General features: G+C 56.1%; 16 protein-coding genes and 1 pseudogene. 2 read left to right on the top strand and 15 right to left on the bottom strand.

From position 1 onward, the window contains the following. The 3 genes and pseudogenes from LUQ43_RS01725 to kdpA form a co-directional block, all read right to left on the bottom strand. Positions 1–947, bottom strand: a pseudogene (locus LUQ43_RS01725) (sensor histidine kinase KdpD); the annotation flags it as partial. After that, on the bottom strand, positions 944–3,043 hold the full coding sequence (gene kdpB, locus LUQ43_RS01720) for a potassium-transporting ATPase subunit KdpB (RefSeq protein WP_299963119.1): 2,100 nt from the start codon (positions 3,041–3,043) through the stop codon (positions 944–946). The pseudogene LUQ43_RS01725 and the gene kdpB, both read right to left, overlap by 4 nt. Continuing rightward, the gene (kdpA, locus tag LUQ43_RS01715; protein WP_299963117.1) at positions 3,036–5,465 is read right to left on the bottom strand and encodes a potassium-transporting ATPase subunit KdpA; all 2,430 of its coding nucleotides are present in this window, start codon (positions 5,463–5,465) and stop codon (positions 3,036–3,038) included. The genes kdpB and kdpA overlap by 8 nt, the downstream gene beginning before the upstream one ends. Positions 5,466–5,824: 359 nt before the next feature. Here kdpA and LUQ43_RS01710 point away from each other — a divergent pair, with 359 nt between their 5' ends. Then, a complete protein-coding gene (locus tag LUQ43_RS01710; RefSeq protein ID WP_299963115.1) occupies positions 5,825–6,172 on the top strand; it encodes an SHOCT domain-containing protein in 348 nt (115 codons plus the stop codon). Between the two features lie 171 nt (positions 6,173–6,343). Here the strand turns inward: LUQ43_RS01710 and LUQ43_RS01705 are convergent, their stop codons facing one another. Next, positions 6,344–8,035, bottom strand: coding sequence for a PAS domain-containing sensor histidine kinase (locus tag LUQ43_RS01705; protein WP_299963113.1), 1,692 nt, complete (start codon positions 8,033–8,035; stop codon positions 6,344–6,346). A 241-nt stretch (positions 8,036–8,276) separates the two neighbouring features. Here LUQ43_RS01705 and LUQ43_RS01700 point away from each other — a divergent pair, with 241 nt between their 5' ends. Then, a complete protein-coding gene (locus LUQ43_RS01700; RefSeq protein WP_299963111.1) occupies positions 8,277–9,551 on the top strand; it encodes an ATP-binding protein in 1,275 nt (424 codons plus the stop codon). 124 nt (positions 9,552–9,675) lie between these two features. Here LUQ43_RS01700 and LUQ43_RS01695 read toward each other — a convergent pair whose 3' ends face one another. From LUQ43_RS01695 to LUQ43_RS01645, 11 genes are all read right to left on the bottom strand, one after another. Next, on the bottom strand, positions 9,676–10,245 hold the full coding sequence (locus LUQ43_RS01695) for a hypothetical protein (RefSeq protein ID WP_299963109.1): 570 nt from the start codon (positions 10,243–10,245) through the stop codon (positions 9,676–9,678). Between the two features lie 67 nt (positions 10,246–10,312). Next, on the bottom strand, positions 10,313–10,786 hold the full coding sequence (locus LUQ43_RS01690) for a hypothetical protein (RefSeq protein ID WP_299963107.1): 474 nt from the start codon (positions 10,784–10,786) through the stop codon (positions 10,313–10,315). Next, entirely contained in the window at positions 10,776–10,940 is a 165-nt protein-coding gene (locus LUQ43_RS01685) for a hypothetical protein (RefSeq protein WP_299963106.1), read from the bottom strand. Before LUQ43_RS01685 ends, LUQ43_RS01690 begins: the two co-directional genes overlap by 11 nt. A gap of 62 nt (positions 10,941–11,002) precedes the next feature. Continuing rightward, complete coding sequence (locus LUQ43_RS13365; RefSeq protein WP_363318468.1) at positions 11,003–11,308, bottom strand: hypothetical protein; 306 nt, start codon at positions 11,306–11,308, stop codon at positions 11,003–11,005. Positions 11,309–12,240: 932 nt separating this feature from the next. Further along, positions 12,241–12,594, bottom strand: coding sequence for a hypothetical protein (locus LUQ43_RS01675; protein WP_299963104.1), 354 nt, complete (start codon positions 12,592–12,594; stop codon positions 12,241–12,243). After that, positions 12,591–12,860, bottom strand: a complete 270-nt coding sequence (locus tag LUQ43_RS01670; protein WP_299963102.1) for a hypothetical protein — start codon at positions 12,858–12,860, stop codon at positions 12,591–12,593. The genes LUQ43_RS01675 and LUQ43_RS01670 overlap by 4 nt, the downstream gene beginning before the upstream one ends. A 489-nt stretch (positions 12,861–13,349) precedes the next feature. Continuing rightward, the gene (locus tag LUQ43_RS01665) at positions 13,350–13,901 is read right to left on the bottom strand and encodes a hypothetical protein (RefSeq protein WP_299963100.1); all 552 of its coding nucleotides are present in this window, start codon (positions 13,899–13,901) and stop codon (positions 13,350–13,352) included. An 11-nt stretch (positions 13,902–13,912) separates the two neighbouring features. Next, positions 13,913–14,371, bottom strand: coding sequence for a hypothetical protein (locus tag LUQ43_RS01660; protein WP_299963097.1), 459 nt, complete (start codon positions 14,369–14,371; stop codon positions 13,913–13,915). A gap of 252 nt (positions 14,372–14,623) precedes the next feature. Then, positions 14,624–15,544, bottom strand: coding sequence for a hypothetical protein (locus LUQ43_RS01655; RefSeq protein ID WP_299963095.1), 921 nt, complete (start codon positions 15,542–15,544; stop codon positions 14,624–14,626). A 997-nt stretch (positions 15,545–16,541) separates the two neighbouring features. After that, complete coding sequence (locus LUQ43_RS01650) at positions 16,542–17,867, bottom strand: PQQ-binding-like beta-propeller repeat protein (RefSeq protein ID WP_299963093.1); 1,326 nt, start codon at positions 17,865–17,867, stop codon at positions 16,542–16,544. A 15-nt stretch (positions 17,868–17,882) separates the two neighbouring features. Continuing rightward, the gene (locus LUQ43_RS01645) at positions 17,883–19,082 is read right to left on the bottom strand and encodes a C39 family peptidase (protein ID WP_299963092.1); all 1,200 of its coding nucleotides are present in this window, start codon (positions 19,080–19,082) and stop codon (positions 17,883–17,885) included. Positions 19,083–19,199 lie beyond the last annotated feature (117 nt).

The raw sequence follows: 19,199 nt of genomic DNA, 5'->3' as shown, positions 1-19,199 counted from the left end.
CGTGCAAGTTCCATGGTACGGGCCAGCTGCTCCTGGCTCTCCTTTGAAAGCCGGTGGTGGGCCGGTGTTTCCACGTAGATTGCCGTGAACCGGGCCCCCCCCATCCGGTCGGCCTGCCGGCGTCCTGTCCTCACCAGCCGTTCCGAGAGCGGTCCCGGGCCGACAAGGACGAGCAGGTGTTCCCCGGCAGCCCACGGCCCCGGGATTGCCCGGGTCTGCATGTAGGCGAGCATCTGCTCGTCGACCCGCTCTGCCGCCCGCCGGAGGGCGAGTTCGCGGAGGGCATACAGGTTGCCTTCATTGAAGAATTTCTCGATCGCCCGGGCGGCCATATCAGGCACATAGACTTTTCCCTCCCGCAGCCGCTGGAGCAGCTCGGGAGGTGCGAGATCGACCACCTCGATCTCGTCCGCCTCGTCGATGACGCGGTCCGGGACCGTCTCCCGCACAATGACGCCCGTAATCTGGGCCACGACATCATTGAGACTCTCGATATGCTGGACATTCAGGGTCGTATAGACATCGATACCGGCATCCAGCAGTTCCTCGACATCCTGGTACCGCTTCAGGTGCCGGGAGCCCGTCACGTTCGTATGGGCCAGCTCATCGACAAGGACAAGCGCGGGCCTGCACTGGAGGGTAACATCGAGATCGAATTCCGGGAGCGTGACCCCCCGGTACTCGATCATCTTACGCGGGATGACCGTGAGACCTTCGAGCAGCGCTTCCGTCTCTTTCCTGCCATGGATCTCGACATAGCCGGCCCGGACATCGACACCTTCGGCCAGCCGGAGATGGGCTGCCTTGAGCATCTCGTACGTCTTGCCGACGCCCGCGATGTACCCGAGGAAGATCTTCAGCTTGCCCCGGTGTTTCTTTCGCTCCTCACCCGTGATCCGGGCAAGCAGCGCATCGGGGTCCGGGCGGTATTCAGGTACAGGCATCATCCTACACCCAGCAGTACGAGCAGGATATCGATAATCTTTATGCCGATAAAGGGAGTGATGAGCCCGCCGATCCCGTAGAGGAGGATATTATTGCGGAGCGCCTCTTCCGCCGACATCGCACGGTACTGGACGCCCCGGAGGGCGAGCGGGATTAACGCGACGATGATGAGGGCGTTGAAGATCACGGCTGCAAGGATCCCGTTGTGAAGGCCAAGGACATTGAGTGCGGCAAGCGCCGGGTACGTTGACGCAAACGCGATCGGGATGATGGCGAAATACTTGGCAATATCGTTTGCAATGGAGAACGTGGTGAGCGCCCCCCGGGTCATGAGGAGCTGCTTTCCGATCTCCACGATCTCGATCAGTTTTGTCGGGTTGGAGTCGAGATCGATCATGTTCGCCGCCTCCCGGGCCGGCTGGGTGCCGGTGTTCATGGCGACCGCAACATCGGCCTGGGCGAGCGCCGGGGCATCGTTGGTCCCGTCGCCGGTCATCGCGACCATGCGCCCGCCGGCCTGGTACTCCCGGATCAGTCTGAGCTTGCTCTCGGGCGTTGCCTCGGCAAGGAAATCGTCGACACCGGCCTCTGCGGCAATAGTTGCAGCAGTAAGCCGGTTGTCCCCGGTGATCATGACCGTCTTGATGCCCATCCTGCGCAGCTGGACAAAGCGCTCCCGGATCCCGCCTTTGACGATATCTTTTAAGTGGAAGACCCCGAGCGCCTTCCCGTTCTGTGCAACGACCAGCGGGGTGCCGCCGGCCCGGGAGATATCATCGACAGCCTGCCGGAGTTCATCCGATACGGAGTTGCCGTTCGTTTCAATATACCGGAACAGCGCATCGGCTGCGCCTTTCCGGATATGGAGCTGTCCCTGGTCCACCCCGCTCATCCGGGTCTGGCTGGAGAACGGGATGAACTGCATCTCAATGCTCGTTTCGGATGCTCCAACGGTCCTGCCACGAAGTTCGTACTTCTCTTTTGCAAGGACCACGATGCTGCGGCCCTCGGGGGTTTCATCGGCAAGCGAGGCCAGTTGTGCAGTCTCTGCAAGGTCCTGGATCGTGGTCCCGTCAACGGGAATGAACTCGACAGCCTGCCGGTTCCCGAGCGTGATGGTCCCGGTCTTGTCGAGCAGGAGGACATCCACGTCTCCCGCCGCTTCGATGGCCCGGCCCGAGGTCGTGATCACGTTTCTCTGGATCAGCCGGTCCATGCCCGCAATGCCGATGGCGGAGAGAAGCCCGCCGATGGTGGTCGGGGCGAGGCAGACGAAGAGCGCGACGAGCACGGTGATCGTGACGGTGGTTCCGGCCCCGGCAGCCTGGACGCTGTACGCGGAGAAGGCGTAGAGTGCTGCTGCGACGGCAATAAAGATTACCGTCAGGCCGAGCAGCAGGATGTTGAGCGCGATCTCATTAGGGGTCTTCTGCCGTTTTGCCCCTTCGATGAGGCTGATCATGTGGTCGAGGAACCCTTCGCCGGGATTCGCGCTGACCCGGATGATGAGCCAGTCAGACAGGATACCCGTCCCTCCGGTGACCGCGCTCCGGTCCCCGCCGGATTCACGGATCACCGGTGCGCTCTCACCGGTGATCGCACTCTCGTTGACCGATGCAACCCCATCGATCACTTCCCCATCCACCGGGATCGTATCCCCGGCCTTGACATAGATGAGATCGTTCTTCCGCAGGGCAGAGGAGGATACCACCGCAATATATTTTTCTTTGGGTTCCCTGCCCCTGATGAGCGTGTAATCGGGATCGAGTTTTTTTGCCGAGGTATCCTGCCGCATCTTTCGTAATGAATCTGCCTGCGCCTTGCCCCGGCCTTCAGCTAAGGCTTCGGCAAAGTTTGCAAAGAGCACCGTGAACCAGAGCCATGCGGAGATGGCGCCGATGAATCCTGCCGGTGCTTCCCCGGCCCCGGTGAGGGCCTGGAGGTACAGCAGGGTGGTCAGCGCACTCCCGGCTTCCACGGTGAACATGACCGGGTTCGCAATGAGGGTCCGGGGATCGAGTTTCAGGACCGCATCGACCGCTGCACGCCGGTAGAGCCCCGGGATGGCCGGGGCGGTGCGGGTCTCTCCATCAGACATGGATCATCCCCCCCGCGATCATGCCCATATACTCAGCAATCGGCCCGAGCGAGAGCGCCGGGAGGAAACTGAGCGCCCCGACAACGATGATGACAAAGACCAGCCAGACAATAAAGAGCAGCCGGTAATCGCGCAGGGTTCCCTCGCCCGCAGGAACGATCTTCTTTGTGACAAGCGACCCTGCAAGCGCAAGCGTCAGGACGATCGTGGCATAGCGGCCCACGAACATGCAGAAGGCGGTTGCAAGATTGTAGAACAGGCTGTTTGCCGATAGCCCGGCAAAAGCGCTGCCGTTATTCTGCGATGCCGATGTGAACGCGTACAGGATCTCGGAGAAACCGTGCGGGCCCGGGTTGAAAACGCCGGCCTGGCCTGCCGGGGTGAGGACGGCAAGCGAGGTGAAGGCAAGGATCAGGAGGATCGGGATGAGTATGACGATCGTCGCCATCTTCATCTCGAACTGCTCGATCTTCTTGCCATAGAGCTCCGGTGTCCGCCCGACCATGAGGCCGGCAATGAACATGGCGATGATGGCAAAGATGAGCATGCCGTACAGGCCCGAGCCGACGCCGCCGAATACCACTTCGCCGAGCTGCATGTCAAAGAGCATGATCCCCCCGGCAAGGGGCATGAAGGAATCGTGCATGGCATCGACCGCACCGCAGGATGTCACGGTCGTGACCACGGCAAAGAGGACCGTGGGAACAATCCCGAACCGGACCTCCTTTCCTTCCATGTTCCCGCCGGACTGGAGGTCCGAGGGGGCCTGGTCGACCCCCAGCGGGGAAAGCGCCGGGTTGCCGGCCCCTTCCGACCAGATGGCAAGACCCACGAGCGGCAGGAAGATGAGGGACATGGCGATCAGGAGGGCAGCCCCTTTTCTCCGCGATCCGATCATGGCCCCGAACGTCATGCAGAGCGCTGCGGGGATGATGATGATTGCAAAGGTCTCGACAAAGTTCGCAAACGGGGTGGGGTTTTCAAGCGGATGGGCCGAGTTGGCATTATAGAACCCGCCGCCGTTTGTCCCGAGATGCTTGATGGCAACCTGCGAGGCAACGGGCCCGAGCGGGATCGTCTGGGTGGTGACGAGCGTCCCGGCACTGTCGTTCACCGGGTCAAGGAGCGGGACCGTGACCGCACCGGAGAACGTCTGGGGCGTTCCCTGCGAGACGAGCAGAAGGGAGATGACAAGACAGATGGGGAGGAGGATCATGACGCTTCTTGTCAGCAGCACCCAGAAGTTGCCGATGGTTGTACCGGACTTCCGCGTGAAGGCGAGTATGAGCGCGACGAGCACGGACATCCCGACCGCAGCCGAGAGGAAATTCTGGACGGCGAGACCCGCCATCTGGGTGAAGTAACTCATCGTGACTTCGGGCACATAGGCCTGCCAGTTGGTGTTGGTGGCAAAGCTGACCGCCGTGTTGAGCGCGAGATCCGGGGGAACGGCCGAAAGGCCGGCCGGGTTGAGCGGCAGGACCTGCTGAACGAGCTGGAGGAAGAAGACGACCGCGATGCAGGGAACCGAGAAGACCATGACGGCGACGGCAAACTGCTTCCAGTCCATCTCCTCCCCGGGATCAACACCGGCAATGAGGAAGATCTTCTGTTCGATCCGTTCGAGGAACGGGGAGAAGAAGTTCGGTTTCCCGGTATAGATCTTTGCCATCCATGCACCCAGCGGCACAACGATGAACATGACGAGCAGGATGAAGAGGAGCAGCTGGAACCAGTCGGCGATCCTCATGCCGAAGAGACTGGCCGGGGGGTCGGTGGGATCAGCACCGGACCCGGCCGATTGCGGCACGGAGATTTTTTCGGCGCTGATATCATCGAGTGCGAGGTTCAGGGAGAGGACATTCACCCGGGGCTCGCCGAAGATCACGAACTGGCGCTGCTGGACCTGTGAGTTTACGAGCGCTGATACCTCCGGCTCGGAGAGGTTACGTTCCCGGGCCACGCGGGGCACCTGGTAATACGCGGCAGCGACCGAGATGTCCGGGTCAAGCCCGCTTCCTGAAGCGGTGACGAGATCGACTGGTATCTCCTGCGTATTTTTGGGATCGGCTGCATGCAGGGCACCGACCCGGGTTTTTACCGCATCGGCGAGTGCGGGATTATCCGGCCCGAGATTGGATCCGGAGGAGGCGCCGGCATTATAGGGCACGGGCGAGGTTGCAGAAGGACGGCCCCAGAAGTACTGCGGGGACGAGAACGGCTGCCCGACCTGGGACGAGCCGGCGATCTTGCCGTTATGGATGAGGAGATCCCCGTTTGACTGGACCGGGAAGAGTACCTGGGCAATGCCTGTGACAATAAACGGGTAAAGAATGCCCACGATAAGCGTGAGCAGGAAAAAGATCAGTACCGCAGGTTTTGCCTGTTTTCTGATGATCGACTGGACGGGTTCGGTAGCCATACATGACCGCCATTGAGTGTCCGTACTCCGGGTTTTCCGGAACAGGTTCACATTACAATCGTGAAGAGTCCAAGTATAAATGCTTGCAGAAAAAAACCGGGAAAAACCCTGCAAATATATATTTTAAGGAAATAAAGGAAGAAAAAAACTCCGGCCGCGCCATTCTTCACACGCTCATCACCAGGCCTGTAACCAGGCCTGCGATCCGGACCGCGACCCGCCGTGCCATTGCCGCATGTCCCATCTCCATGCGATCGCAGATTTACTTCGGCCGGCAAACCAGGATCGTGACGCCCGGGGGCCCGGAACTTCTTGGTACGATCTCAATGGTTATCTGATACGGTGAGCATCGTATCAGCATGGCATACATGATGGATGGCATGTGGGGTGGGAATTCCAGCTACGGGTTTCCCTTCTTCGGCATGGGGATGATGCTGATCTTGCTTGTACTGTTCCTCATCATCGCGTACCTGGTGTACCTGGACGCGAACACGAGGGGGATGAACGGGCTGCTCTGGGGAATCCTGATCCTCATCCCGATGATCGGGATCCTCTTCCTTATCCTGTACATCGTTATCCGGGAAAGCAACCAGCAGAAAACCGTACCTGCGGGGGAGAGTGCGATGGAGATTCTCAAAACGCGGTATGCAAAAGGGGAGATCACGGACGAGCAGTTCAGGACAATGCGTGAAGAACTGAAAAAATAATCCTGTTTTTCACCTGCCCGTGCCTGCGATAATCCCCGGTTCCTGCCGGGCGGGTGCGGGGCCCGGGCCGGAACAAGGCCGGCCCTTGCAGCATACAGGGCCCGGACCTTTTTTGCCTGCCGGTTCTTCCCGGACGTTTCGCTGATCGCACCGGCGGACATGGGAAGGAAACTATCCGGGAGGTACCGTCTCACCGGTGAACCGGTATGCCCCTTTCGGTACAACCAGTTCGAACCGGGCCCCGTTATCCGGCCCGCTGGTCTCCGCGATGGTGATTCCGGTGATCGCGAGGATCTCGCGGGTGAGGAAGAGGCCGAGGCCGGTATGTTTCCCAAAGCCCCGCTCGAACAGGCGGGCTTTATCCCCGACCGCGATCCCGGCCCCGTCATCCTCGCAGGTAATCACGAGCCCCGCGCCGGTTTCTTCAGAGGTGATGCGGATGGTCGTCATCGCTTCACCGCCATACTTCAGGGCATTGTCGATCAGGTTATAGAAGACCTTCTCGAACAACGGGTCCGCGTACACCGACACGTCCGTCCGGTCGACATCCACCCGTACCTCTCTCATAGGAAGTGCCGCAACCGCCCGCCGGATACCGGCATTGACGTTCTGCCAGGCGGGAGCGGTTGTTCCCATATCCTCGTAGACCTTGGTGAAATCGAGCTGGTGCCCCATGGTCTCGACAATCTTCATCTCGCTCGTGAGATATTCTGAGGCCGTAGGACTGGTGCCGAGTTCTTCTTTCGAGAGCTCGAGATAGGCCGCGAGGGCCGTGAGCTGGTTCTTGATGTCGTGCCGGGTGATCGATGAGAGGATGGTGAGTTTTTTATTTGCCCGGGAGAGTGCATCCTCTGCTGCCTTCCGCTCGGTGATATCGGTGATGACCGATAAGCCTGAAGGGAGCCCGGCATCTTCGATCCGGACGGTCTTGATCAGGCAGTGGCGGATCGTGCCGTCCCGGAGCTGGATATCGATCTCGCTGAGATGGTCCGGGAACTCATCCCTGCGGATGGCATCGATGATCTCCCGTGCAGCCTCAGCACTCGCGGGTGTCAGGATGGAATAGATCGATTGCCCGGCAAGGGTTCCTTCTGCGGGTCCCAGGAGCCGGGTTGCTGCCGGGTTGGCGTAGTGGATGAACTCACGGTCGTGGATGAGAACATAATCCGGGAGGTTGTCTGCAAGGTTCCGGTACCGCTCCTCGCTTTGTTTGAGTTCCCCCTGGGACCGGGCCATGTTGAGCATCAGGAAGGATGCCGTGAGGACGATATCCATGAGGATCGTGACGATAAAGAAGATTGTGTTAATGGGATCCGGGCCCCCAAGTGAGTGATCCCCCGGGGTGATGAGCGCATGAACGGTCATCATGGTCCAGAGGAGGGCCGTGACCAGGAGAGCCGCGCTGAAGCTGTACCTGAGCGACCGGGTCTCTGGTTCCCTGGACCGGATCGCGATGAGGGCGGTCGCAACAAAGCAGGGGACGATGAACAATCCGATAATCACGCCACGCATGATTTGCGAATCGTCTATGATCATAAACCAGAATAACAGGAGAATTCCCGGTACCAGGATGCTGTATGTGATCCTGGGGAGCGCCCGTGACTGGAAATACATCCTGGTACTGTCAAGCCGCATCATGACCGACAGCATGATCAGAAGACCTGCCACCGTTGAGCAGAGGAAAGCGGGCACGGCTCCTTCGAGCATGTACAGGAAATACCCGCAGGATGTGACGAGGAGGGAGAGCATCCACAGCCGAAAGCCGTCATGGGTCTTCTGGGATCTCCAGAAAGTGAAGAGCATCAGTGTGAGGACCGTGTTCACGAGAAAGAGGGTCAGGAAAAGGGTACGGATATCGGGCATCCACATGGTTTTAACTCCATCCGGTGTTACCCGCCGGATATATATTTTGGAACAGGTGGGAGATATTTTTCCTTCTCACCTAATGAATATTCGTAATGCGGATACCTGAGTCAATCCCCTGCGGGTGAATGGCGGATGATCGCTTCTTTTCCCGGCCATGACAGGCCGCGGGCAGTGCCCGCCGGATAAATAATTTTATACATTAGTAATGTAAATAAATCGCATAAAGCATACATTGGTAATGCATATGATCACCGCATCGCAGCTCGAAGAACTGGTACACACCCAGAAGGAGACATTTCTCGCAAAGGATCCCGGGATACCCCGGGAGATCGCGACCGGGCAGATTACCCGGACAAATGCGATCGTCGTGATTACCGGAATCCGGCGGTGCGGCAAGTCCACGCTCCTGCGCCAGTTGTCAGCACAGTATGCAGATTTCCACTACATCAATTTCGACGATGACCGGCTCATGGACTTCACGGTAGCGGATTTTTCCTCCCTGATGCTCGTGTTCGAAAAGATCTCGCCCGATGTAAAAATCCTCTTCATCGATGAGGTCCAGAATGTCGCGGGCTGGGAACGGTTCATCCGCCGCATCCATGATGAGGGATACAAAATCTTCCTCACCGGGTCCAATGCAAATCTCCTCTCGCAGGAACCCGGTACCCGGCTTACCGGGCGTTACACGACGATCACCCTCTTCCCGTTCTCGTTCCGTGAATACCTGCAGTTCACATCGATCGGGACCGACCGGATCTCATCGAAGAAGAAGGCACAGATCCTCGCGGGGTTCGACCGGTACCTCGCAGGTGGCGGGTTCCCCGACTACCTGAAGTCCGGTGACCCGGAGTACCTCAAGCGGATCTATGACGACATCCTCTTCCGTGACATCATCAGCCGGTTCGGGATCCGTGAGGTGAAAGGGTTCCGAAAGCTCGCCCATTATCTCGTCACCAATACGGCAAATTCAGCAACCTACAATGCGCTCCGGAACACGCTCGGGTTCAAAAGCGTTGCATCGGTCCGGGATTATGTCGGGTTCCTTGAAGAAGCATACCTCATCTTCGAGATCTTCCGGTACGATTTTTCTTTGAAGAAACAGTACGTCAACGAGAAGAAACTCTACTGCATCGACACCGGCCTGCGCAATGCAGTCGCATTCCGGTTCCCGGATGACAAGGGCAGGCTCCTTGAGAACCTCGTCCTCATCGAGCTGTTGCGCCGGAACAAGTCCGTCTTTTTTTTCAAAAATCCCAAAGAGTGCGATTTCATCACGGAAGAGCGGGGGAAGATCACCGGCGCGATCCAGGTCTGCTTTGAACTCACCAGGGAGAACCGGGAGCGCGAACTTGCCGGGCTCTCCGGGGCTATGGCCGTGCATGGCCTGGACGAGGGGATCGTTCTCACGTACCTCCAGGAGGAGACCATCAACGACGGGGATACCGTTATCCGGGTTGTACCGGCATGGAAATGGCTTATCGATGCCGGGGCGGACAAAAAAACGGGAGCATGATCTGACACCGGGTGGTGCAGTACGGATGCTCGTTCCGGAAAATAATCCAATTAATTGCTGAGAGAAAAACGATGGGCCGCTGGCCCGGATCTCTCCGGACAAAGACCCGGGAGCGGGGATCCGTTCATACCCCCGTTCCCGCAATAATCCCGACAATCTGTTGCGCCGCCACCGGGTCCAGCACCTCCGCGAGCACGATGCCGGCAAGGCAGGAAAAGAGGGCCCAGAACACCTTCTTCACGTGCTCGTTCTTCCCGAACGTTTCGATGATCGATACAGTGTCGGCCTTCATCGCGGTCTGCAGTATTCTGGGCAGGAAGACGAAGAGCGGCAGGAAGCAGATCGCAGCGCCGATAAACGCCAGGGTGATCCCGGCACGAGCCAGAAGGAAGCACCCGGACGGGATGGCGAAGATGCCGGCAAGGACTGCCGCGAGCCCGACCTCGCCGAACCAGAAGTAATGCCGTTTCTCTGCGTAGTTTCGTTTCTCTTCGTCCGTGAGCAGGGTGCAATCAAATATCCCGAGCACGTTCAGCATCCCGTACCAGACCGCGTGGGTCTCTTCCGGGTCGGCAACGATGCCGAGAAAGAAGATCGCGACCGGTATAACGAGAAGAATATACGGGAGGCTGGCGAAGAGAAAAATGATCGCGAGCAGGAGCCCTGCACCACAGATGGCGGCCCGGGTCTGCACGACATTTTCAAACAGGGTACCACGTCCTATGCGATCGGATGACTGGTGTGTTCATGGTCCATCCCCCTCATCGTTCCCGGACATCCTTCACGTCCGCCGTGATGGTAAACTCGAAGACCGGGCTCATGTACCCGCCGTTCTCCGGGCTGAAGTCCCGGGCAAGTCCCAGTTTTCTCCGGCCTGTGCGGAACCTGACGGTGTGAATGCCCGGTGCACGCGGGTAGACCCGGCGGCCGGTACGGTCACGCATCTCCCGGTAGGGCGGGATCTCGAACCAGTCCGGCCAGAAGCGGACGCCCCGGGGGATATCTGTTCCCCGGAACAGGTCCTGCTGGTGCCGGGGTACCATGTTGTCGTAGATCACATCGATGATCAGGTTCTCGTTCTCCCTTTTTGGCTGGAGGTCCAGTTCGTAGAAGATAGGGTTGCGCCGGACTTCGTCCAGAGTCAGCGGGGTATCCTTTGTCAGCGGTTCGAGACCGGAGAAGGTTCCCCGGTACAGGCCGGTAATAGTTGCGACCGGTACGGTTTCAGCTTCCATAATGCGCCTCCTTCAGGTGCTCGTGCTCGTCCCGGAGTTTTTTGAACTCCTCGACCACTTCATCGTACCTGCCGATCTTCTGGTAGATGACGAAGAGCAGGGGATAAATCGGGAGGACGGCCCCGAGTAGTATGCCAAGAATTTCTGTTTCCATAGTGAATGTCTCCAAAAACCTGTGGGGGAAGGGACGTTTCGTGTCCCCGCCCCGGGTTCTCCTCAGGCCAGTGCCGCAACGGTGTCGGCCCAGGTCTCGACCTTGGTCCGGATCCCATCGTCCGAGTACGAGGTGAGGCTGATGCTGGTGCGCCCGAAGGTGACCATATAGATCTCCCCGTTCGGGTCGCGGCATTTCAGCGTTGCCGAGAAGGCCTCGTTCGTGGTATCGCGGACCGGGGTGCCCCCGTGGGCTGCGGTCAGGGCCGAATCGGCGAGTATCGCTGTAGCACCAGCATTGAATCCGGCGATCGTGTTGAACTTGTCGGAATGACTGCCAACACTTTTTGCGTCAGCATCCTGGTACACGATCTTTACCGTATAGGCCTCCTTTGTCTTCTCTACCGGCGGGTGACTGACGCCGGCGCTCTCATAGGCAACACAGGCAAACGGGTTGCCGGTGATGACTGACTAGACGATGGTGTCGAATGCCGATACATCTGCGATCAGGGTCGCGAGTTCGCGTACCGCGGTCTTGACGGTTGTTTTCTGTACGAAATCTCCCATTTTTATTCCTCCATCTTTTTTTCTGCGTCTCGGGGGCCCCTTTGACATATCACTATACGACGCAGGGAGGGATGGGTCTGGCTGAATAAATTTTCAGGAGGCAAAACGCCGTGTTTTGCTCGCGTTTGGGGACAATCCGGGGAAGGATATTAGCCGGAAGATTTCGCAAAAATGGGATCGGAATTGAGGGTTCTTTTCACTGCCCCGGGAAGTCCAGGCTAAAACCAGATCCACTCCCATTTTTGCCTCCCAAATGCACCCAAACAACGTCCCTGGGTTACCGACGTGAAAATGAGCAAATATTAGTGAGATAATGTCTCTTTTTACCGAAATACCTCCCCGGGATCCGGGAAAATGATCATTCGAAGCCCGTATATGGCATATTTCGGAGGTACTCCAGACATGGATCGCGATCCACTATCCCGGTTTACATCCTATCGCGGTCCGTGCTGAAACCTGATCGTTCTCCCTTTTCGCCTCCCGGATGCACCCAAATAGCGTCCCTGGGTTACCGGCGTGAAAACAAGTGAATTTTGACGGAATAATGTCCCTTTTTCCCGAAATACCTCCCCGGGATCCGGGAAAATGGCCAATCGGAGCCCGTATAAGGCGTATTTCGGAGGTACTCCAGGAAAGAGGGATCTATATATCCCATCATGGGAGAGAGAAAACAGGAAATCCCCTGTTTCTCACTTCCTGGTATTTAAGAGGGAATCTGCTTGGCCTGTTTCCGTTCACCCGAGAGGCACGCCGTTACGGGAGAGCTCGACAAGACCGGTTTTCATCACCCGGAAGAACCGCCAGGTCCCGTGCCGGGAACGCAGCCAGAGTTCACGCGAGATATTCTCTGTTGATATGATGGAACGGAGGCCGATGATCACTCCCCGGTAGCACTCTTCTGCCTCTGCAAGCGTCAGGAGGATCCGGTCCGCATACATCACGCGGACAAATGCAACCGGGACCGCGGTCGGGATCACGAGATCGTACAGGCCCCCGCGGGCCTGCCTGACCAAATGGACGGTCCCCCGTATCGCTGCGATGGGAAGGGCACCGGCAAGCGTCCGTCCCGGGTACGGTCCCCGGCTCATGCCCCACAACCCTGGAGGTGAACGTGTACCATCGGCGGATAATCCGGTTCTCTTTCACCAGGTGCCGTGGGCCTCATGACCCGGCACGATACAAGTTCCTTTGGCAGGGACTTTGTCCTGACCGAGATGTTGTAGTGATGCCAGTGAGTCCGCTTCACACTGATGCGGTATACCGGGGCCCCGATCCGATTGATGTGGTGGGCAAGTTTCCCTGGCAGGAGATACAGGGGCACTCCCGATTCCGTCACGGATTTACTCTTTGTCATCCTGTGCCCGCCTCCGCCACACGGGCTCTCGATCCGCATGCCGGTTTTTTCCTGCAGGATAACCGGATGCCAGTGCCAGGTATCTCCATCTTCCGAAGTACATCCCAATTAGGGGAAAATGGCCGTTCTTCTTCGCTGACAAGGACTGCATCCTGCCGGATACCGTCAGTTCCGTTTTGCTTTTTGTATGTTGATTCTATGCTAACACTTCCCTTGTTATCAGCCCGTGCACGGGAAAATTTTTCATAAAAATTTACGATAATTATCACATGCATCAGGCAGACCGGGTCCAGCGAAGTTCGTCTCTTCATGAACCCATCATTTCTTTTCGGGACAACCCCCGGCTGTCCACGACTGGGGGTTTCGTCACGCGATATATAACGGTTCTAACGCGGCTGTCTACTGGAGGGGATACCTGCCGGGAAGAATGGTGTCAAAACAATCCTCAATGGAAGCGCATGCCATGTGAACTGATAGCGAGGAAGACCTTCACAGGCATGAGGAAGAACTGTTTACAGGTGACCCGGGGTGCCCTGACATCCCGAATCCCGGAAGGCAGGACACGAAATAATACCGGCCGTCATGCACGAAAAGATCGGGGGATTTCTTCGGGGCTGATGCACATTCTTCTTCAGAAAGATTCCGGCAGGAAAGATTCAGGAATGCATGGAACCGGCCCCCGCAATCGATGAAATCGCCAACGGTCCGGGCATCATTGTACCAGGAGACTGAGCCAGTTGAGCAGTTCATCCACCGCGTAAATTCCGGGAAGGCGCGGAAATCCTTCTCCACCAGGGGAATCAGGTTTGCACGTGCCGCTCGTGTCTCACCGTATTCCATGATAATACAGTAATCAGGGCCGGATGCGGTATTGGTGCTGCACGGAACTGCAGTACCAGGGTCCGGATCGCGTAGAGGGCTTGCAGAGTACATCCCTGAAAGGTACACTCCTGCGATAATTCCCCCGATGACCAGCACGAGGAGGATCACTCCCCGTCCAGCCCGGGACAGGTTCCCATTCCAGGTTATTTTAGCGACCATGATTTTTCTCCTCAACGAATTCCGCTGAAAAAAATTCCCGTCCACGCGAGTGCAAGAAGCAACGAGATCGAGAGAGATCCTACAGATTTCTTTGAAGCAAAATAACCTTCCAGGCCGCCAGCCAGGCTCAATAATACGATATAAAACACCGAATAGATCAGGTAATCCGTACCGGGCGGACGGTTACCGGAGATTATCCTTGAGATTCCGGTCACCAGGAGGAATGGTAAAACTCCGATGAGCACCGCACCGGTTCGATCGGGTGAATACCATCCGTATAACATCGGGGCAATGATGGTAGACGTGAGTGCAATGATGGAGACACCACCCATTACACCAGTGCCAAGGGGTCCGTCGTGCCCCCCCGAAGCGAATGCCGGAACCAGCCAGAGGATGGCAATTGAGGCGGTGATCAACAGCGATGAATAAATATTGAGAGATTTTTGAGGGGTCAGGGCTTCCGGGGACATGGTCTGTTACCAGTATGTTGGGTACTTCGGGGAGCATTCTTTGAAATTATCCGTGGTTCAGTGTGTTTCGATCCATCGTTTAACTGAGGGGATGATCAGGATTGCAATGATTATGATAACAGCAGTAACGATTCCCAACAGGAACTGCAAGGTCAGGAATGCGTAGAGTACAAACGCTATACCTATAACAAGTAAAAGGATCTGGTAATTCTGTTCCATTTTTCCTCACATAAAAAAATAGGTTTAATATTATTAAGAACATGCGTCCCCGTTGCCCGAGGACCAGGAATTCGTGAATCCTCCGTCATTGGCATTCAGCCATGCATCGCAGCTGACCCACATATCCATCGTGTCGCGGACGTACGGTGCGCCGAATTTCAGGTGTGTCTTATGCTGGGCGGATGTGGATCCGATTCCCAGGTTTTGCGTACTGTATTCGCATGCCTGCCAGAAGGGGAGGGATGTTACCCAGTAGGTACTGTAATCACCGATTGAAGAGATACTGCTGCCGTAGTTTACGTAGAACCAGCCTTCCGTATGGAGACTGGCAATGTCCACGAGCCCGGACCTGTACACATCAGTACGGCTTTTTTTCACAATGTATGTCGTCAGGACGGCTCCTGGAGATAAACGGGTCAGGTCCTCATCAGGCAGTTGCAGGGTAACGGAATACAACTGGGTTACAGTTTCCGTAGTGAGGGTATAGTCACTCCCGACCGTGCTGTCGGTTACTATTTTTTCGGGAGTGCCGGACTCCTTCTTTTCTCCCAGCAACCTGGGGACAAGAGCATTGGTCCCCACGGTCTTCCCATCGTACACGGCTTCGAGGATGGTATCCTCCCGGCCGATGAGCATGACCTGGTAGTTCCCGAGATCATATGTTCCGATAACAGAACCGGATCCCGCCGGGATTTCCAGTGCGGATAAAATCCTGTCGGCGCTCTCTTTGGACTCAGCATAAGTCCTGAACGGCACATTTGTGTCCTGTTCTGCCGGCTTCCGGAGACCGAATTCATCAAAGAGATTAATGCTCTCCCCGGGGTGAATGACTTCAGCATTGCCGCTTGTCACGGCACTGTTGTCCTGGCATCCGCCGGCACTCACCACCGGTGTTATCGCCATCGCTGCCAGCAGGAACGCCAGCAGGATGACGCCAAGTTTCATTGGTTTCATGGTTTTTCCTCCATTCATACTTCACCCGGGAGGCATGATCCGGAATTTCATAGGTGTGCAAAAGGAATCCGGATCATCCCCTGCGGGCGGGACCGGGCCTGGCAAAGTTCGTCACGTAAGCGAGCCCGTCCTTACATTTGTGGAACAACCCCCGGCTGTCCACGTTTCTGGGATTTTATTACGGGGAATATAACGATTCTAACGCGGGGGTCTACCGGACGGGGGATCAAGAGGGGATGAAATCAATCCATTCTGTGGTGAACATGACTCTCTGTTTTTTTGAAAATGCGATTGCATTTCCCTTCAGTGACTACGTTCAGACCGGGAGGGTGATCCGTTCAATACTCTCCGGATCAAAAAACGGCTTCATGAGCTCAGGTACGGCACTTGTTGGCTGAGGTTCCCCGACTTCACGGTACCGTAATACAGAATAAAGAAATCAGGGCTTTTACTCTCCGGGTATTGTATTGTCGTGAAATATCCCGCCGTGACATTATTTTCTAAGCCGGTTACGTTTATGATGGCGGTTCAGTGCCGGGGATTTCCTGAATTTCCCGGCTCATCATAGTAAAGGTAAGATTTGTTATTGACACGTTGCCATAACGCTCCAGGTAAAAGGAATCAAGAACGCCCTTTCTGTCAAGAAAGGTTTCCCGGTCGGTGAAATACCAGACAATTGTCAGGATAGGTCGTTCGAACCTTCCCGCGTTTGGAATACAGAACTCGTATGCGGGGAAAGGTCCGGGAAGAGGGGAGGTTTGCCGCTCATCACGTTACCGGTTTTCCGGAACACCGTCCTGTGGATCCCGTCATCAGAAATACGGTCGTCCGAATTCAGGTAACCCAGTGTCCATATTTCGACCGGGACCGGACCGCCGATGGGATGAAAAGCTATCGGAAAGATGACGATGACGATACCTGCAAGACAACAGCAAAAAACTGCTGCCAGAATTATCTGTTTTTTCTGATGAGGGGTCACAAAAAAACGGTATGGTTTTCACTTTTTCCGGAAAATTATCATCCCGAGTGCATTCCCCGCCAGCGCAAGAATGGTGATGACCGGATCTACTGGTGCTTTCATCGACGTTTGCGGAACGGTGGCATTTACCGGAATTGTTATAACCGGCGTACCTGCCGACATTTCTGCCTCCTCCACAGGTTTGTTCTGAGAGAGGAAGACGAGGCTGCGATCTGTCCCGGCAACGACCATCCTAAAATCCCGGGCCGGTTCGACCACCAGTATTTGTCCATCGGTCAGGTAATCCCCGATCTGGTTCCCCCGGCAGTCAAACAGGGCAACAGACCGTCCATTCCCGATAATAATATTGTTATCATCACCGGAGATCGCGATTCCCCGGGAACCGGAGTCTGCGGTTATCGTCCAGAGGGTAGTGCCGGTTCGATCAAGGCCGTAAACGGTACCTCCCTGCGTTTCCGCAATGATAAGGTTTCCGTCATGTGACAGGGCAAGTGCCGAAGATACCCCGCCAAGCGATCTAACCGCAACCCTGCTACCCGACCGGTTAAATACCAGCACGTTGCCGGAACGCTCTTCAATAACGGCGATTACCGACCCGTCGTCACTCACGGCAGCCGCATTCAGGCCACCGGTCTGGTAGTCCCAGAGCAGGGTGCCGTTCCGGTCAAGGACAAACATATCCGCAGGATTCAGCGGCTCGTCATACAGGTTGTGATAGTAATAATTGCTCTCACCGGTGGCGACGATGGTGTTACCGTCGCGGGAGATTGCAAAGGAAGTCACGGGCGCTTCCATCGGAGTAGTCCAGCGAACAGTCCCATTATGGTCCAGGCTGAGTATGCGACCGTCATCTGTCCCGATAAAAAAATCCTGGCCGCTTGAGGAAATACCGGAGGAGAGGGGTGGGTTCATGGTCGGGTATTCCCAGGCTTCCGTACCGGTCCTGTCGATGAGAATAACCTTATTGGAAGATGTATTGGTTACGCTGCCATGGCAGCAGGCGGGGACCAGCTGGGTGACGATGAGATCCTGCGCACCAGGTGCAATACTCACTGACGAAATCCACGGCTGTTGTTCGGCAGAAAGTGTCTTGCTCCAGAGGAATGATCCGTTGCTGTCAAAGGCGAACAAACCCGGCCCGTTCCGGCTGTTAAGGGTTACCAGCTGCCCATTATCTGCAACGTGAAGGGCATATGAAGTATTTTCACCGGGACCGGTAAATGGCAGCAGGGTAACTCCCACGGCCCGGAACGATTCAGGTGACTGCGCAGCTGCCAGCGGTGAACAGACTGCAATAAAAAAGATCAAAAAAAGGAATATTCCGGAAATTTTCCTGGTTATCATGGTTATCCCGGAATATTAGTTCCTCACATAAAGAATTGCGTGGACCGGATTTGGCGCTCCCGAGAAAACATTCCAGTTTTCCCAGTAGACCGCACCTGATGTGGTTGGCCACGGATCATAGATGTACAGGTATTGCGAAACCGGTGCAGTCGTTGTGTAAGAGTACCCGGTGATTGCCCGGGCATGGTAGGATAATGACTCGTACCGGTCTGTGTGAATGGGACGGTTAACCGCAATCTCGTTGACGAGATCGGTATACGTGAACATGTTGATGTAGCTGATCGCGGTTCCGGTTTTTCCAAGACCACCGCTTGCTGTCGGGACAACATAATAGTTCGATCGTGTAAGTTCTATTGATGCACCGTCATCCGGATTTACCCCCATTGTCGAGGCAATACCTGATTGTGTCCGTGAATAACCGTAGTACGCTGAGATCATCTGTGCTGTTGCAAAAGCACACCAGTTTGCGCCCTGTTGAGGGTACAGAGAGAAACCGCTGATTGTCTTCGTAACAGTTGCCATCGGAGATGCGATTGCGTAATTCTCAGCCTTGAAATAGTCCTGATCGGCATTGTAGCGGTCAATGCGGCCTGCAACGTCCGACGAAGTAATTCCATTGTAAAACGATACCTGATCAGATTCCGGTACGACTGAATAATCATAGGCATCTATGACAATCGTTTGTTTTCCGGAATCCGGTGTGGTGAATGCGACCGATGCCCCGATCTGCGGGTAATTATAGCATACCAGGCTGATCGAGTCGATGGTTGCATCCTTATAATCCCGGCCGATGATCGTTGCGGCCTGCATTTCAATGGCCGCCATGTCGACCGGTTCTGCTCCCGTGCCGATTGTCACGATGGAACCGCCGACCACTTTATTGGCAGCTGCTTTGATCTCCCCGATTCGTTTCCCGTTTTTTTCTACGGTGAAGAGATAGAACAACTGCCTGCCATTAGCATCATATATGATCTCAGGTTCCGGATTGATCGCAGCACCATTCCAGTTCTCGTCGAGTGCATTCCTGCTGATGAAATCATTCATCGCCCCCACAGCTGACTGCAGCGCCGTTCCGGAAGACACGTCATTGCTCCCGATTATGGTTGCAGCATCCAAAGCGGGTTTTTGATTATCTGCTGCTGTAACCATCGGCACCATAGCCATCGCTGCCAGCAGGAACGCCAGCAGGATGACGCCAGGTTTTATTGGTTTCATGGTTTTTTCCTCCATTCATACTTCGCCCGGGATGCATGATCCGGAATTTCATGGGTGTGTGCAAAAGGAATCCGGGTCATGCCTCTTGGGCGGGACCGGGCCCGGCAAAGTTCGTCA

Origin of the sequence: Methanoregula sp. (assembly GCF_028679125.1) — an archaeon.
Lineage (GTDB): Archaea > Halobacteriota > Methanomicrobia > Methanomicrobiales > Methanospirillaceae > Methanoregula.
This window is presented reverse-complemented; position numbering and strand designations above follow the sequence as displayed.